This window comes from Streptomyces sp. 63XJN7_1_ISO-PGPR-S23-121, from assembly GCF_056173025.1.
This window is the reverse complement of record NZ_CM149653.1, coordinates 5,904,772-5,921,191: the sequence shown is the minus strand read 5'-3', so window position 1 is coordinate 5,921,191 and position 16,420 is coordinate 5,904,772. Positions and strand designations below refer to the sequence as shown.

Genomic DNA, 16,420 nt, shown 5'->3' with positions numbered 1-16,420 from the left:
CGTCCGACGGTCGGCGTAAACGCTTGCGCAAGCGCTTACGCGGGCGGTTGCGCGGTGCAGGCCCACACCGCGACCCGCCCGGCCGGACGTCGGGGACCGCCGGATATCGTCGCCCTGCACATCCCCGACCAGTGGAGACGCCCATGCCCGGCCGCCCCGTCCCGAGCCGCCGTACCGTCCTGCGCTCGGCGGCCCTCACGCCAGTCGCCGGGCTCGGCCTGGCCGCCTGCTCGCCGGGCGACGACGGTGCCGCCGCACAGCCGACCGCGCCCGTCGACCTGGGCACGGACGGCGAGGTCGCCAAGGGCGACGTCAAGCTCTACCGGGAGCGGAACGTGGTGGTCAGCCGGGCCGAGGACGGCTCCCTGAAGGCGTTCAGCACGATCTGCACGCACGCGGGGTGCCCCATCAAGAAGCTGGAGGGGACGAAGCTCGTCTGCCCCTGCCACGGCAGTGAGTTCGACGCCCGCAGCGGCGAGGTGCTGCACCCCCCGGCGACCGTGGCGCTCATGGAACTGCGGGTCGACGTGAAGCAGGGCCGGATCGTCGCGAGCCCCGGCACCTGACCGCCACGCGTCAGCGGCGCCGCCCGCTCACTCCCAGTCCCACGCGATCCCCAGCAGACCCGGCCGCACCCGCGCCTCCACGAGGTGCGCCGAGTGGTGCGGTCCGCTCACGGCCAGCTCCCGCCGGCCGCCGCGCGGCGCCGCCGCCGAGGGCTGCGTGAACCGCCGGCAGCGTGCGGGCCGTGCCGCCGCGTCGAACCTCACCTGGAGCGCGTACTGCCCGCCCGCCGCGCCGAAGGCGCGGACGTACTCGTGCGACACGCCCGCGGTGCCGTCCTCGACGCCGTAGCGGAACAGATAGGTGTCCCCGGCCCGCAGGCGGGTGCCGAACAGCAGCTCCGTCACCAGCACGCCGGTGTCGTGGTGGACGCGGACGCGTCCCGCACGGCAGTTCTCCAGCGCGTGGACGGCCATGCGCGCGGGAGCGCACCCCGGGTCGCCGTGGTGGACGGCGACGAAGCGGTCGACGCCGTCCCGGTGGGCGCGGACGATGTGGTGCGACTCGCGCCCCGCCAGCTCGCGCCGGGCCCCGATCCGGACCCGTTCGTGGTGCCCGAGGGTGTGCAGCCCGTCGTCCGCGGACGAGAGGCCGAGCTCGCCCAGCAGCCGGTCCAGGACGCCCGAGGCCTCGACGCGGGCCCGGTAGGTGCGCACCGCGGGCCGGTGGGCGGGGCCGTCGGCCTCGGCGAGCAGGCGGATCAGCGACTCCTCCGGCAGCTGGAGTATCTCCTCCAGGGCCCGCACGGCCCGCAGCGACTCCGGCCGCTGCGGACGCCGGGCGCCCTGCTGCCAGTAGCTGAGGCTCGTGACGCCCACCGTCACCCCGTGCCGCGACAGATGGTGCTGGACGCGCTGCAACGGCAGCCCGCGGGCGGCGATCGCGGCGCGCAGGGCGACGTGGAAGGGACCGCCGCGCAGGGCCGAGGCGAGCTCCGCGGCGTCGGCACCCGCGGTGCTGGCGTCCGTGGCGTCCATGACGTCCACGGTGCCGGCGGTCTCGGCGTCCGCGTGCTGTGTGGCGTGCGGCATGCAGGGGCCTTTCTGTGAAGGTTCACAACGGCTGGTCGGACCGTCCGGCGCCGATCCGCGGGGCCCGCCCCCGGTCGCGGCGCAGGGGAGGTCTGCACATCCGTACGCCGCGCTCAGGCCCCCGGGTTTCCCCGCATTGAAGCGTGTCGGCCTGGTCCCGACAACACCTTCGGCGGGACCCCGGCCCACTCCTGGCCGAGAACGCACGGGCCCGCCGCGTCGGGGCCACCGCGCGTGACCGGCCGGCCCCGGACGGTCTCCGGGCGGCCTCCCGCCGGCTGCCTTCCGCGAGTCCCGTCCGCCGGTCGTCCACAGGGGCCGCGCCCGTCGTCCACAGCCCCGCCGGACTGTCGGTCCCCGCCAGTAGGGTGTGAGTCATGGCCGACCCCTCCAGCTACCGCCCCAGGCCGGGAGAGATCCCGGACTCCCCGGGGGTGTACAGGTTCCGTGACGAGCACCGCCGGGTGATCTACGTCGGAAAGGCGAAGAGCCTGCGCCAGCGCCTGGCGAACTACTTCCAGGACCTGGCGAACCTCCACCCCCGCACCCGCAGCATGGTCACCACGGCCGCGTCCGTGGAGTGGACGGTGGTGTCCACGGAGGTCGAGGCCCTGCAGCTGGAGTACTCCTGGATCAAGGAGTACGACCCACGGTTCAACGTCAAGTACCGCGACGACAAGAGCTACCCCTACCTCGCGGTGACGATGCAGGAGGAGTTCCCGCGCGCCCAGGTGATGCGCGGCCACAAGAAGAAGGGCGTGCGCTACTTCGGGCCGTACACGCACGCGTGGGCGATCCGCGACACGGTCGACCTCCTGCTGCGCGTCTTCCCGGTGCGCACCTGCTCGGCCGGTGTCTTCAAGAACGCCGCCCGCACCGGCCGCCCCTGCCTGCTCGGCTACATCGGCAAGTGCTCCGCGCCCTGCGTCGGGCGCATCTCCGCCGACGACCACTGGGACCTGGCCGACGAGTTCTGCGACTTCATGGCCGGCCGTACGGGCACGTACCTGCGCCGCCTGGAGAAGCAGATGGCCGAGGCGGCCGAGGACATGGAGTACGAGCGGGCGGCCCGCCTGCGCGACGACATCGGGGCCCTGAAGAAGGCCATGGAGAAGAGCGCGGTCGTGCTCGCCGACGCGACCGACGCCGACCTGATCGCCGTCGCCGAGGACGAGCTGGAGGCGGCCGTCCAGATCTTCCACGTGCGCGGCGGGCGCGTGCGCGGACAGCGCGGCTGGGTCACCGACAAGGTGGAGGACATCACCACCGCCGCCCTCGTCGAGCACGCGCTCCAGCAGCTCTACGGCGAGGAGAGGGGCGACGCCGTCCCCAAGGAGGTCCTGGTCCCGGCCCTGCCCGACCCGGTCGAGCCGGTGCAGCAGTGGCTCACCGACCGCCGCGGCTCGGGCGTCTCGCTGCGCATCCCGCAGCGCGGCGACAAGAGGGCGCTCATGGAGACCGTGCAGCGCAACGCCCAGCAGGCCCTCGTCCTGCACAAGACCAAGCGCGCCTCCGACCTGACCACGCGCTCGCGCGCCCTGGAGGAGATCGCCGAGGCCCTCGGCCTGGACAGCGCCCCGCTCCGGATCGAGTGCTACGACATCTCCCACCTCCAGGGCGACGACGTGGTGGCCTCCATGGTCGTCTTCGAGGACGGACTGGTCCGCAAGAGCGAATACCGCCGGTTCCAGATCAAGGGCTTCCGGGGCCAGGACGACGTCCGTTCCATGCACGAGGTGATCACCCGCCGCTTCCGGCGCTACCTCGCCGAGAAGGAGCGGACCGGCGAGTGGGCCGACGGCGAGGACGTCCCGGAGGGCGAGCCCCTCAAGGACGAGGACGGCCGTCCGAGGCGCTTCGCCTACCCGCCCCAGCTCGTCGTCGTCGACGGCGGGCAGCCGCAGGTCGCGGCGGCGCAGCGGGCCCTCGACGAGCTCGGCATCGACGACATCGCCGTGTGCGGCCTCGCCAAGCGCCTGGAGGAGGTCTGGCTGCCCCGCGAGGACGACCCGGTCGTGCTGCCCCGCACGAGCGAGGGCCTGTATCTGCTCCAGCGGGTCCGCGACGAGGCCCACCGCTTCGCGATCACCTATCAGCGCGCCAAGCGCGCCAAGCGCTTCCGGTCGAGCCCCCTGGACGACGTGCCCGGCTTGGGGGAGACCCGCAAGCAGGCCCTGATCAAGCACTTCGGTTCGGTGAAGAAGCTCCGGTCGGCCACGATCGACCAGATCTGCGAGGTGCCCGGCATAGGCCGCAAGACGGCCGAGACGGTCGCCGTGAGCCTCGCCCGGGCGACCCCGGCCACGCCCGCCGTGAACACGGCGACGGGAGAGATCATGGAAGACGACGACGGGGCACCCGGGACGACGGCGGATGCCCCGGGGGAGCCCGTGTCCGCGGGCACCCCGGACGAACGACGGGGGCAGGAGAGATGACCGAGCACGGCACACATCCCGCATCGGGACGAGAACAGACCCACGCCACGGCCGGCGGGGAGGCGGGCCCGCAGACGGCCCCGCCCGACGGACGCCAGGACAACGGAGCACAGGTGAGTACGGGCAAGGAAACAGCCGGGGCGCACGAGGCGGCCATCCCCGAGCTGGTGATCATCTCCGGCATGTCCGGGGCGGGCCGTTCGACGGCCGCCAAGTGTCTGGAGGACCTGGGCTGGTTCGTCGTCGACAACCTGCCGCCCGCGCTGATCCCCACCATGGTGGAGCTCGGTGCCCGCTCGCAGGGCAACGTGGCGCGGATCGCGGTCGTCGTCGACGTCCGCGGCCGGCGCTTCTTCGACAACCTGCGCGAGTCCCTGGCCGACCTCGACGCGCGCGGTGTCACCCGGCGAATCGTCTTCCTGGAGTCCTCCGAGGAGGCCCTCGTACGCCGCTTCGAGTCGGTGCGCCGCCCGCACCCCCTGCAGGGCGACGGCCGCATCGTCGACGGCATCGCCGCCGAGCGGCAGCTGCTGCGCGAGCTGCGCGGCGACGCCGACCTGGTGATCGACACCTCCAGCCTCAACGTGCACGAGCTGCGCGCCAAGATGGACGCCCGGTTCGCCGGCGAGGAGGAGCCCGAGCTGCGGGCCACGGTCATGTCCTTCGGCTTCAAGTACGGCCTGCCGGTCGACGCCGACCTGGTCGTGGACATGCGCTTCCTGCCCAACCCGCACTGGGTCCCGGAGCTGCGCCCGTTCACCGGCCTGAACGAGGAGGTCTCGTCGTACGTCCTCAACCAGCCCGGGGCCAAGGAGTTCCTCGACCGCTATGCCGAGCTGCTCCAGCTGATCGCCGCGGGCTACCGTCGTGAGGGCAAGCGCTATGTGACCGTCGCCGTCGGCTGCACCGGCGGCAAGCACCGGTCCGTGGCCATGTCGGAGAAGCTCGCCGCCCGGCTCGCCGCCGAGGGCGTGGAGACGGTGGTCGTCCACCGGGACATGGGACGGGAATGACAGGACGAACTCCGCGGCTGAGCAGGCTGCGCCGGGTGGTGCCCGAGGGCCGCGGCGGCAGACCCGCCGACGCCCGCGCCGCCCGGCCCGAGCAGGCGCGCGGCGGCAGGCCGCGCCGCCGGGGCGCCCAGCCCAAGGTCGTCGCCCTCGGCGGCGGCATGGGCCTGTCCGCCTCGCTCGCCGCACTGCGCCGGATCACCGGCGACCTCACCGCCGTCGTCACCGTGGCCGACGACGGCGGCTCCAGCGGACGGCTGCGCGACGAGCTGGGCGTCCTGCCGCCCGGCGACCTGCGCAAGGCGCTGGCCGCGCTGTGCGGTGACGACGACTGGGGTCAGACCTGGGCCCGGGTCATCCAGCACCGCTTCCAGTCCCAGGGCGACCTGCACGAGCACGCGGTCGGCAACCTGCTGATCGTCGCCCTGTGGGAGCAGCTCGGCGACCACGTCCAGGCTCTCGACCTGGTCGGCAAGCTGCTCGGCGCGCACGGGCGCGTGCTGCCCATGTCCGCCGTCCCGCTGGAGCTCCAGGCCCTGGTCAGGGGCCACGACCCGGAGCGGCCCGAGGAGGTCGACACCGTACGGGGACAGGCCACCGTCGCCCTGACCCCCGGCGAGGTGCAGTCCGTGCACCTGGTGCCGAACGACCCGCCCGCCGTCCCCGAGGCGGTCGAGGCCGTCCTGGACGCGGACTGGGTGGTGCTCGGCCCCGGCTCCTGGTTCTCGTCGGTCATTCCGCACCTGCTCGTGCCCGACCTGCTGGACGCGCTGGCCGAGACGAAGGCGCGCCGGGTGCTCTCCCTGAACCTCGCGCCGCAGCCCGGAGAAACCGAGGGCTTCTCCCCGCAGCGTCATTTGGAGGTTTTGGGACGACACGCCCCTAAACTCGCCCTGGACGTGGTGCTGGCCGACGAGGCCGCCGTGCCGGACCGTGACTCGCTCGCCGACGCCGCGAAACGGTTCGGCGCCGCGGTAGAACTCGCTCCGGTCGCCCGGACCGACGGGACCCCGAGGCACGACCCGGAGCTGCTGGCCGCCGCGTACGACCGTATTTTTCGGATGCATGGAAGGATCGGCCCATGGCGATGACGGCAGCGGTGAAGGATGAGATCTCCCGGCTTCCCGTCACCCGGACCTGCTGCAGGAAGGCGGAGGTCTCCGCCGTTCTGCGGTTCGCCGGCGGCCTTCACCTGGTGAGCGGGCGCATCGTGATCGAGGCGGAGCTGGACACCGCGATGGCGGCCCGCCGACTCAAGAGGGACATCCTGGAGATCTTCGGGCACAGCTCCGAGCTGATCGTGATGGCGCCGGGCGGGCTGCGCCGCGGCTCGCGTTACGTCGTACGGGTGGTGGCCGGCGGCGACCAGCTGGCCCGCCAGACCGGCCTGGTGGACGGCCGGGGCCGGCCGATCCGCGGCCTGCCGCCGCAGGTGGTCTCGGGGGCCACCTGCGACGCCGAGGCCGCCTGGCGCGGGGCCTTCCTGGCGCACGGCTCGCTCACCGAGCCCGGCCGCTCCTCCTCCCTGGAGGTGACCTGCCCGGGCCCCGAGGCCGCCCTCGCCCTGGTCGGTGCCGCCCGCAGGCTCTCGATCGCCGCCAAGGCCCGTGAGGTCCGCGGCGTGGACCGGGTCGTCGTCCGCGACGGCGACGCGATCGGCGCGCTGCTCACCCGGCTCGGCGCCCACGAGTCCGTGCTGGCCTGGGAGGAGCGGCGGATGCGCCGCGAGGTGCGGGCCACCGCCAACCGCCTCGCCAACTTCGACGACGCCAACCTGCGCCGCTCGGCCCGCGCGGCCGTCGCCGCCGGTGCCCGGGTCCAGCGGGCCCTGGAGATCCTCGCCGACGACGTGCCCGAGCACCTCGCGGCCGCCGGCCGGCTGCGCATGGAGCACAAGCAGGCCTCCCTGGAGGAGCTGGGCGCCCTGGCCGACCCGCCGCTGACCAAGGACGCCGTCGCCGGCCGCATCCGCCGCCTGCTGGCGATGGCCGACAAGCGGGCCTCGGACCTCGGCATCCCGGGCACCGAGGCCAACCTTGGCGAGGACGAGCTCGCCGACAACCTCGTCGGCTGACCGGGTCGCCCGCCCCCCTGCCGCGACCGTACCGACCGCCCGATCACGGGCCGTCAACCGGCCGGTGCCGCCGTCCACTTGGGTGACCGGCACCGGCTGCGGCGTGTCCGTACCGCGCTCTTGACTCGATCATGAGGTGTCATGAGCCTGGCATCTGTTCGCTGCTGTGGCGGACCCACGCTAGGGGGGTTCATGAGACGAAGAGCGAGATCGATCCTCGCTGTCGGCGCGCTCCTGATCGGCGGAGCGAGCTTCGCACCCATCGCCCAGGCACGACCCGCGGATCCGGGGACCCCGGACGCGGACGAAGTGAAGGTGTTCCGCGCCGACGTCACCCAGCAGCAGGTGCCCCTGCTGCTGGCGGCCGGCCAGGACGCCCACGAACTCGGAGAGCGGGTTCCCGACGGGGGAACGGCCGCCGTCGAAGTCCTCCTCACCGACCGGCAGGCGAAGGCGCTGGAGAAGAAGGGTGTCGACCTCACCGAGCACACCCTCTCCGCCCGGGCCGCGAACCGCGTCGAGGCCGCGGCCGACGGCGTCTTCCGCCCGTACAGCGGCAGCGGCGGCCTCCAGGAGGAGATCCTCCGTACCGCCCAGCAGAACCCCGGCCTCACCAAGGTCGTCTCCATCGGCAAGACGGTCCGGGGGCAGGACATCCTGGCCCTCAAGCTCACCAGGAACGCGAAGAAGGCGGAGGACGGCTCCAGGCCCTCCGTCCTCTACATGTCCAACCAGCACGCGCGCGAGTGGATCACCCCGGAGATGACCCGGCGGCTGATGCACCACTATCTGGACAACTACACGAAGGACCGGCGGGTCAAGAAGATCGTCGACTCCACCGAACTGTGGTTCGTCCTGTCGGCCAACCCCGACGGCTACGACTACACCTTCCAGGACCCCGCCAACCGGCTCTGGCGCAAGAACCTGCGCGACGTCAACGGCGACGGCGTCATCAGCACCGGCGACGGGGTCGACCTCAACCGCAACTTCGCCTACAAGTGGGGCTACGACGACGAGGGCTCGTCCCCCAACCCCACCAGCGAGACCTACCGGGGCGCGAGCCCGGCCTCCGAGCCCGAGACCAAGGCGCTGGACGCCTTCGAGAAGCGGATCGGCTTCAAGTACGGCATCAACTACCACTCCGCCGCCGAACTGCTCCTCTACGGCGTCGGCTGGCAGGTGGCCACGGACACCCCGGACGACGTCCTCTACAAGGCACTCGCCGGCACGCCGGACAACTCCGCGATCCCCGGCTACCACCCGCAGGTCTCCTCGGAGCTGTACACCACCAACGGCGAGGCCGACGGCCACGCGGCCAACGTCAACGGCATGGCGATGTTCACCCCGGAGATGTCGACCTGCCAGACGGCCTCCGACGTCGACCCCGACGACCGGTGGAACGCGCGGGACTGCCGGTCGGGCTTCACCTTCCCCGACGACGAGAAGCTGATCCAGCAGGAGTTCGCCAAGAACGTTCCCTTCGCGCTCTCCGTCGCGGAGACCGCCGCCCACCCCGACCGGCCGTCCTCCGCGGTCGGCCTGGAGGCCGCCGACTTCACCCCGGCGGCCTTCACCACCTCCTACTCGCGCGGCGCCGACCAGGAGGTCTCGGTCGTCGTCCGCAAGGCGGTGCGCGACAAGGAGCTGAAGTACCGCGTCAACGGCGGCCGCACCCTCGACATGGCACTCAAGCCGTGGCGCGGCGGCGAGACGTACGGCGGCGAGGACAACCTGTACTTCGACGAGTACCGGGCCAAGGTCAAGGACGGTGTCCCGGGCGACAAGGTCGAGGTCTGGTTCACCGGCGAGACGCCCCAGGGCAGGAAGGTCTCCAGCACGCACTTCACCTACACCGTCGCCGAGCGGCCCCGCGCGGACGTCCTCGTCGTCGCCGAGGAGGGCGCGAAGGCCACGCAGACGCAGACGTACGTGGACGCGCTCAGGGCGAGCGGCCGGCGGGCGGCCGTGTGGGACGTCGCCACCCAGGGCGCGCCCGACGCGCTCGGCGTCCTCGGCCACTTCGACACCGTCGTGCACTACACCGGCGCGGCGACCCCGGGCAACGCCACCCAGCTCCAGCTCCGCGCCTTCCTCAACGAGGGCGGCCGGCTGATCGAGGCGGGCGAGCGGGCGGGCGGCAGCGTCGACCTCGGCGACGGCACCCCGTCCAACGACTTCAGCCAGTACTACCTGGGCGCCTACACCCGTACGTCGACCTCCGGCGCCACCGGCTTCACCGGCTCCGGCAAGCTCGCCGGCACCTCCGGCGCGCTCGGCGGTGCCCCCGGCAACCCGCTGGACACGGCCGGGACGTACAGCGTGACCGCGGACGAGCTGCCCGTCGCCGGCTACCCGCAGTTCGCGAGCGCGGGCGCGGGCAGATTCGCCGGCACGGTGAACCCCTACGGGCCCTACGCGGGCGACTGGATGGCGGCCGCCGTCCACACCGACGACGCCTACAAGCGCCTCACCCGCACCGTCGACCTCACCGGTGTCACCGCCGCCGACCGGCCCACGCTGCGCACCCAGCTCCTGTGGGACACCGAGCGCGGCTACGACCACGCACTGGTCGAGGCCCACACCACCGGCGCCGGGGACTGGACCACGCTGCCCGAGGCCGGCGGTGCGACCGGCACCGCCGTGCCCGAGGAGTGCGGGGCGGGCTTCTACATCGCCGACCACCCCTGGCTGGAGCACTACCTGACCCAGACCGACGAGGGCTGCACCGCGGCCGGCACGACCGGGCAGTGGAACAGCCTCACCGGCTCCTCCGGCGGCTGGCGGCAGGTGGAGTTCGACCTGAGCGCCTACGCCGGGAAGTCCGTCGAGGTGTCGGTCGCCTACGTCACCGACCCCGGCAGCGGCGGACGCGGCGTCCTCGCCGACGAGGCGTCGCTGGTCGTCGGCGGCACGGCGACCGGGACCGAGGGCTTCGAGACCTCGCTCGGCGCCTGGCAGGTGCCGGGGCCGCCCGCGGGCAGCCCCGCCGTACTGAAGGACTGGGCCCGCACCGGCACCCTGTTCCAGACCTACGGCGCGGTCACCACGGACGACACCGTGCTGCTGGGCTTCGGCCTCGAGCACCTCACCGCACCGGCCGACCGCGCGGCCCTCGTGCGGCAGGCACTGCGTGCCCTGGACGAGTGACAACGCGGTCTTCGGGAACTGACACCGTGTAGCCAAATCGGGTGATCGGTTCCCGGGGCCCGGGCGGTCCGTACCCCTACTGGCGGGTACGGACCGCCGTGCCGGGTATGGGCCGTCTCGATGTCACCCCGGCCGCCTCGGAGAGGTAGGGTCGGAGGTGGTCGGGGACATCCCAAATACAGCTCGCCGGCACATCGGGCCGGCGTACCAACGAGGAGATCGGTTCGTGACGATCCGCGTAGGCATCAACGGCTTTGGCCGCATCGGTCGTAACTACTTCCGCGCGCTGCTGGAGCAGGGTGCAGACATCGAGATCGTGGCTGTCAACGACCTGGGTGACACCGCGACCACCGCCCACCTGCTGAAGTACGACACCATCCTCGGCCGCCTCCCCTACGAGGTCTCGCACACCGAGGACACCATCACCGTCGGCGACAAGACCATCAAGGTCCTCGCCGAGCGCAACCCGGCCGACATCCCGTGGGGCGAGCTGGGCGTCGACATCGTCATCGAGTCGACCGGCATCTTCACCAAGAAGGCCGACGCCGAGAAGCACATCACGGGCGGCGCGAAGAAGGTCCTCATCTCGGCCCCGGCCAAGGACGAGGACGTCACCATCGTGATGGGCGTCAACCAGGACAAGTACGACCCGGCGAACCACCACGTCATCTCCAACGCCTCCTGCACCACCAACTGTGTGGCGCCGATGGCCAAGGTCCTCGACGAGAACTTCGGCATCGTCAAGGGCCTGATGACGACGGTCCACGCGTACACGAACGACCAGCGCATCCTGGACTTCCCGCACAAGGACCTGCGCCGCGCGCGTGCCGCCGCGGAGAACATCATCCCGACCACCACGGGCGCCGCCAAGGCCACCGCGCTGGTCCTCCCGCAGCTCAAGGGCAAGCTGGACGGCATCGCGATGCGCGTCCCGGTCCCCACCGGCTCGGTCACCGACCTCGTCCTCGAGCTGGGCCGCGAGGTCACCAAGGAAGAGGTCAACGCCGCCTTCCAGAAGGCCGCCGAGGGCGAGCTGAAGGGCATCATCGAGTACACCGAGGACCCGATCGTCTCCTCGGACATCGTCAACGCCCCGGCGTCCTGCACCTTCGACTCGTCCCTGACCATGGTCCAGGACGGCAAGAACGTGAAGGTCATCGGCTGGTACGACAATGAGTGGGGCTACTCCAACCGCCTCGTCGACCTCACGGTCTTCGTCGGCAACCAGCTCTGATCGACTCAGACCCAAGCGGCACCTCGAATGCGGTAGCAGGGCTCGGGCAGCGCAAGGTCGCGCTGCCCGAGCCCTGCGTCGCGTCCGCAGCGACCAGCCCTCGTAGGATCACGAGCGAGCACGAGAACCCAGGAGCCCTCTGCATGAAGACGATCGACGAACTGCTCTCCGAAGGCGTCGCGGGCAAGCGCGTCTTCGTCCGCGCCGACCTCAACGTGCCGCTGGACGGCACCACCATCACCGACGACGGCCGCATCCGTGCCGTGCTGCCCACCGTCAAGGCCCTGGCACAGGCGGGCGCGCGCGTGATCGTCGCCTCGCACCTGGGCCGGCCCAAGGGCGCCCCGGACCCGGCCTTCTCGCTGGCCCCGGCCGCCGCCCGGCTCGGTGAACTGCTCGGTGCGGACGTCGCCTTCGCCGAGGACACGGTCGGCGAGTCCGCCGAGTCCACGGTGGCCGGCCTCGCCGACGGCCGGGTGGCCGTCATCGAGAACCTGCGCTTCAACGCCGGCGAGACGAGCAAGGACGACGCCGAGCGCGCCGCCTTCGCCGACCGGCTGGCCGGCCTCGCGGACGTCTACGTCGGCGACGGCTTCGGCGCCGTGCACCGGGGGCACGCCTCGGTCTTCGACCTGCCCAAGCGGCTGCCGCACTACGCCGGCTACCTGATCGCCACCGAGGTCGGCGTCCTGCGGAAGCTCACCGACGACGTCAAGCGCCCCTACGTCGTCGCGCTCGGCGGCGCCAAGGTCTCCGACAAGCTCGCCGTCATCGACGAGCTGCTCGGCAAGGCCGACCGGCTCCTCATCGGCGGCGGCATGGCGTACACCTTCCTCAAGGCCAAGGGCCACGAGGTCGGCATCTCGCTCCTCCAGGAGGACCAGGTCCCGGCCGTGCAGGAGTACATCGAGCGGGCGGAGAAGAACGGCGTCGAGCTGGTCCTCCCCGTCGACGTGCTGGTCGCGCCGGAATTCCCGGACCTGAAGACCAAGGCCCCGGCCAACCCTTCTACCGTCGCCGCGGACGCCATCCCGGCCGACCAGGAGGGTCTGGACATCGGTCCCGAGACCCGCAAGCTCTACGCCTCGAAGCTCGCCGACGCGGCCACCGTCTTCTGGAACGGCCCCATGGGCGTCTTCGAGCACCCCGACTACGCCGAGGGCACCAAGGCGGTCGCCCAGGCCCTCGTCGAAGCCCCGGGCTTCACCGTGGTCGGCGGCGGCGACTCCGCCGCCGCCGTGCGTACGCTCGGCTTCGACGAGAAGGCATTCGGCCACATCTCTACCGGCGGCGGCGCCTCCCTCGAATACCTCGAGGGCAAGACGCTCCCCGGCCTCGCCGCACTGGAGGACTGACCTCAATGAGCACCCGCACGCCGCTGATGGCGGGCAACTGGAAGATGAACCTCAACCACCTCGAGGCCATCGCCCACGTCCAGAAGCTCGCCTTCGCCCTCTCGGACAAGGACTACGACGCCGTCGAGGTCGCCGTCCTGGTTCCCTTCACCGACCTGCGCTCGGTGCAGACGCTGGTCGAGCACGACAAGCTCAAGATCAAGTACGGCGCCCAGGACGTCTCCGCCCACGACGGCGGCGCCTACACCGGCGAGATCTCCGGCCCCATGCTGGCCAAGCTGCGCTGCGCCTACGTCGCCGTCGGTCACTCCGAGCGCCGGCAGTACCACGCGGAGTCGGACGAGCTGGTGAACGCCAAGGTCAAGGCCGCCTACAAGCACGGTCTGACCCCGATCCTGTGCGTCGGCGAGGAGCTGGACGTCCGCGAGGCGGGCAACCACGTCGCCCACACGCTCGCCCAGGTCGAGGGCGGTCTGAAGGACCTCACCGCCGAGCAGGCCGAGACCGTCGTGATCGCCTACGAGCCCGTGTGGGCCATCGGCACCGGCAAGGTCTGCGGCGCCGAGGACGCGCAGGAGGTCTGCGCGGCCGTCCGTGGCAAGGTCGCCGAGCTGTACTCGCAGGAGCTGGCCGACAAGGTCCGCATCCAGTACGGCGGCTCGGTGAAGTCCGGGAACGTCGCCGAGATCATGGCGCAGCCCGACATCGACGGTGCCCTGGTCGGCGGCGCCTCGCTGGACTCCGACGAGTTCGTCAAGATCGTCCGCTTCCGCGACCAGTAGAGCGGCCGGTGAGTAGGCGGTAGCGACGATACGTCGTACCCTTGCGGGGGCATGGTGGCCGTGGCCGCCGTGCCCCCGTCGTCCGTCAGAATCCGAGGAAGTTGGTCCAGCCGTGGTTTTGGGGTTCTCGATCGCCCTGATCGTCTTCAGCCTGCTGCTGATGCTGCTGGTGCTGATGCACAAGGGAAAGGGCGGCGGCCTCTCCGACATGTTCGGTGGCGGCATGCAGTCGTCCGTCGGCGGCTCCTCGGTCGCCGAGCGCAACCTCGACCGGATCACCGTGGTGGTCGGTCTCCTGTGGTTCGCGTGCATCGTCGTGCTCGGCCTGGTGATGAAGGCGAACAACTGACCCGGCACGCACTGAGTACGCAATGCCCCATGTCCGGTACGCGCCCCGTTGCGCGGCCTATCATGGGGCTTGCGTCTGTGTGCGGGAGCTTGTAACTCCAACCACTGGACGCGCGTTGGGCCTTACGTAGACTGAGGCGCTCGCAGCGAAGCGAAACGCCGACTCGCTTTGCGGCACCATCACGCAGGGAGTTACGACCGTGGCAAGTGGCAACGCGATCCGGGGAAGCCGGGTCGGGGCGGGGCCGATGGGCGAGGCCGAGCGCGGCGAGTCCGCGCCGCGTCTGCGCATCTCCTTCTGGTGCTCCAACGGACACGAGACGCAGCCGAGCTTCGCGAGCGACGCACAGGTCCCCGAGACCTGGGACTGCCCGCGCTGCGGCTTCCCCGCCGGACAGGACCGGGACAATCCGCCGGACCCGCCGCGCACCGAGCCCTACAAGACGCACCTGGCGTACGTGCGCGAGCGCCGCAGCGACGCGGACGGCGAGGCGATCCTCGCGGAGGCGCTCGCCAAGCTGCGGGGCGAGATCTAGTACGGCGGTCCGCCGTCGGCGCGTTGCGTCGCTTCGGCCTTCTCACCGGCCTGGCCCGGTTCACCCGCGGTCTTCCTCCTCTTCGGCCTTCCTCACCACTGATCAATTAGGTTGGGGGACAGCCGGGACAGCTGGGACACCGAGGAAGAAGGCTGAAGTCCGACATGAACGCAGACGGCCGTACCATGATCGACCAGACGCCCGAATGGAGGGCGCTGGCGGCGCACCGCGAGGAGCTCGGCGAGGTACGGCTGCGCGACCTGTTCGCCGCCGATCCCGGACGCGGCACGGGGTACGTCCTGCGGGTGGGTGACCTGTACGTCGACTACTCCAAGCACCTGGTCAACGACGAGACGCTCGCCCTGCTGCGCGAACTGGCCGCTGCCACCGACGTGTTCGGGCTGCGCGACGCCATGTTCCGCGGCGAGCGCATCAACATCACCGAGGACCGCGCCGTGCTGCACACGGCGCTGCGCGCCCCCCGCGACGCGGTGATCGAGGTCGACGGGGAGAACGTCGTCCCCGCCGTGCACGCCGTGCTGGACAGGATGTCCGGCTTCGCCGACCGGATCCGCTCGGGGGAGTGGAAGGGCCACACCGGCAAGCGCATCCGCAACGTCGTCAACATCGGCATCGGCGGCTCCGACCTCGGCCCCGCCATGGCGTACGAGGCGCTGCGGGCCTTCACGGACCGCTCGCTCACCTTCCGGTTCGTGTCCAACGTGGACGGCGCCGACCTGCACGAGGCGGTCCGGGACCTGGACCCGGCGGAGACCCTCTTCATCGTGGCGTCCAAGACGTTCACCACCATCGAGACGGTCACCAACGCCACCTCCGCACGGAGCTGGCTGCTGGACGCGCTCGGCGACAAGGACGCCGTCGCCCGGCACTTCGTCGCCCTGTCGACCAACGCCGGGAAGGTCGCCGAGTTCGGCATCGACACGGCCAACATGTTCGAGTTCTGGGACTGGGTCGGCGGACGCTACTCGTACGACTCGGCGATCGGCCTGTCCCCGATGATCGCCATCGGCCCGGACCGCTTCCGCGAGATGCTCGACGGCTTCCACCTCGTCGACGAGCACTTCCGCACCGCGCCCGCCGAGTCCAACGTCCCCCTGCTGATGGGCCTGCTGGGCATCTGGTACGGCAACTTCCACGCCGCCCAGTCGCACGCCGTGCTGCCGTACTCGCACTACCTGTCGAAGTTCACCGCCTATCTCCAGCAGCTCGACATGGAGTCCAACGGCAAGTCGACGGACCGCCAGGGCCGTCCGGTCCGGTGGCAGACCGGCCCGGTGGTGTGGGGCACGCCCGGCACCAACGGGCAGCACGCCTACTACCAGCTCATCCACCAGGGCACCGAGCTGATCCCGGCGGACTTCATCGGCTTCGCCCGGCCCGCGGCCGGGCTGAGCGGCGAACTCGAGGCCCAGCACGACCTGCTGATGGCCAACTTCTTCGCCCAGACCCAGGCCCTCGCCTTCGGCAGGACCGCCGACGAGGTGCGGGGCGAGGGAGTGCCGGAGGAACTGGTCCCGCACAGGACGTTCCGCGGCGACCACCCGACGACCACCGTCCTCGCCCCCGAGCTGACCCCGTCGGTGCTCGGTCAGCTCGTCGCCCTCTACGAGCACAAGGTGTTCGTCCAGGGCGCGGTGTGGAACATCGACTCCTTCGACCAGTGGGGCGTCGAGCTCGGCAAGGTCCTCGCCAAGCGCGTCGAACCCGCCCTCACCGAGGGCGCCGGCGTCCCCGGCCTGGACGCCTCCACGAAGGCGCTGGTCGGCGCCTACCGCGAGCTGCGCGGCCCGCGGTGAGCCCGGCGCGGACAGGTGGACGGCGGGATGTCGTCCACCTGTCGTAGAATCCCCCGGCGATCATCACAGCGAGTGCTCGGGGGAGCA

13 protein-coding genes are annotated in these 16,420 nt (G+C 71.5%); 12 read left to right on the top strand and 1 reads right to left on the bottom strand.

Annotated elements, in window-relative coordinates:
• Positions 1 to 143: 143 nt before the first annotated feature.
• Complete coding sequence (locus tag AC0VYN_RS26460; RefSeq protein ID WP_475532980.1) at positions 144 to 566, top strand: Rieske (2Fe-2S) protein; 423 nt, start codon at positions 144 to 146, stop codon at positions 564 to 566.
• Between the two features lie 27 nt (positions 567 to 593).
• Here AC0VYN_RS26460 and AC0VYN_RS26455 read toward each other — a convergent pair whose 3' ends face one another.
• Complete coding sequence (locus tag AC0VYN_RS26455) at positions 594 to 1,595, bottom strand: hypothetical protein (protein WP_475532979.1); 1,002 nt, start codon at positions 1,593 to 1,595, stop codon at positions 594 to 596.
• 377 nt (positions 1,596 to 1,972) lie between these two features.
• On the opposite strand from AC0VYN_RS26455, the gene uvrC reads away from it, so the two are divergent.
• The 11 genes from uvrC (at position 1,973) to pgi (ending at position 16,333) form a co-directional block, all read left to right on the top strand.
• Positions 1,973 to 4,030: an excinuclease ABC subunit UvrC gene (gene uvrC / locus AC0VYN_RS26450; protein ID WP_475532978.1), complete on the top strand. Its 2,058-nt coding sequence runs from the start codon at positions 1,973 to 1,975 to the stop codon at positions 4,028 to 4,030.
• Positions 4,027 to 5,043: an RNase adapter RapZ gene (rapZ, locus tag AC0VYN_RS26445; protein WP_475532977.1), complete on the top strand. Its 1,017-nt coding sequence runs from the start codon at positions 4,027 to 4,029 to the stop codon at positions 5,041 to 5,043. Before uvrC ends, rapZ begins: the two co-directional genes overlap by 4 nt.
• Positions 5,040 to 6,131 carry a gluconeogenesis factor YvcK family protein gene (locus tag AC0VYN_RS26440; protein WP_451685271.1) on the top strand — a complete coding sequence of 364 codons (1,092 nt, stop codon included), beginning with the start codon at positions 5,040 to 5,042 and terminating at the stop codon, positions 6,129 to 6,131. Before rapZ ends, AC0VYN_RS26440 begins: the two co-directional genes overlap by 4 nt.
• Positions 6,122 to 7,114, top strand: a complete 993-nt coding sequence (gene whiA / locus AC0VYN_RS26435) for a DNA-binding protein WhiA (RefSeq protein WP_385470282.1) — start codon at positions 6,122 to 6,124, stop codon at positions 7,112 to 7,114. The genes AC0VYN_RS26440 and whiA overlap by 10 nt, the downstream gene beginning before the upstream one ends.
• Before the next feature lie 192 nt (positions 7,115 to 7,306).
• The gene (locus tag AC0VYN_RS26430) at positions 7,307 to 10,261 is read left to right on the top strand and encodes a M14 family metallopeptidase (protein WP_475532976.1); all 2,955 of its coding nucleotides are present in this window, start codon (positions 7,307 to 7,309) and stop codon (positions 10,259 to 10,261) included.
• A gap of 226 nt (positions 10,262 to 10,487) precedes the next feature.
• Positions 10,488 to 11,495 (top strand): type I glyceraldehyde-3-phosphate dehydrogenase, encoded by a 1,008-nt coding sequence (gene gap / locus AC0VYN_RS26425; protein WP_385470278.1) that lies wholly within the window; start codon positions 10,488 to 10,490, stop codon positions 11,493 to 11,495.
• 143 nt (positions 11,496 to 11,638) lie between these two features.
• The gene (locus AC0VYN_RS26420) at positions 11,639 to 12,850 is read left to right on the top strand and encodes a phosphoglycerate kinase (RefSeq protein WP_475532975.1); all 1,212 of its coding nucleotides are present in this window, start codon (positions 11,639 to 11,641) and stop codon (positions 12,848 to 12,850) included.
• A gap of 5 nt (positions 12,851 to 12,855) precedes the next feature.
• Complete coding sequence (tpiA, locus tag AC0VYN_RS26415) at positions 12,856 to 13,632, top strand: triose-phosphate isomerase (RefSeq protein ID WP_385470274.1); 777 nt, start codon at positions 12,856 to 12,858, stop codon at positions 13,630 to 13,632.
• Positions 13,633 to 13,744: 112 nt separating this feature from the next.
• The gene (gene secG, locus AC0VYN_RS26410) at positions 13,745 to 13,981 is read left to right on the top strand and encodes a preprotein translocase subunit SecG (protein ID WP_385470272.1); all 237 of its coding nucleotides are present in this window, start codon (positions 13,745 to 13,747) and stop codon (positions 13,979 to 13,981) included.
• Between the two features lie 199 nt (positions 13,982 to 14,180).
• A complete protein-coding gene (locus AC0VYN_RS26405) occupies positions 14,181 to 14,516 on the top strand; it encodes an RNA polymerase-binding protein RbpA (protein ID WP_003976875.1) in 336 nt (111 codons plus the stop codon).
• Positions 14,517 to 14,680: 164 nt separating this feature from the next.
• On the top strand, positions 14,681 to 16,333 hold the full coding sequence (gene pgi / locus AC0VYN_RS26400; RefSeq protein ID WP_475532974.1) for a glucose-6-phosphate isomerase: 1,653 nt from the start codon (positions 14,681 to 14,683) through the stop codon (positions 16,331 to 16,333).
• Positions 16,334 to 16,420 lie beyond the last annotated feature (87 nt).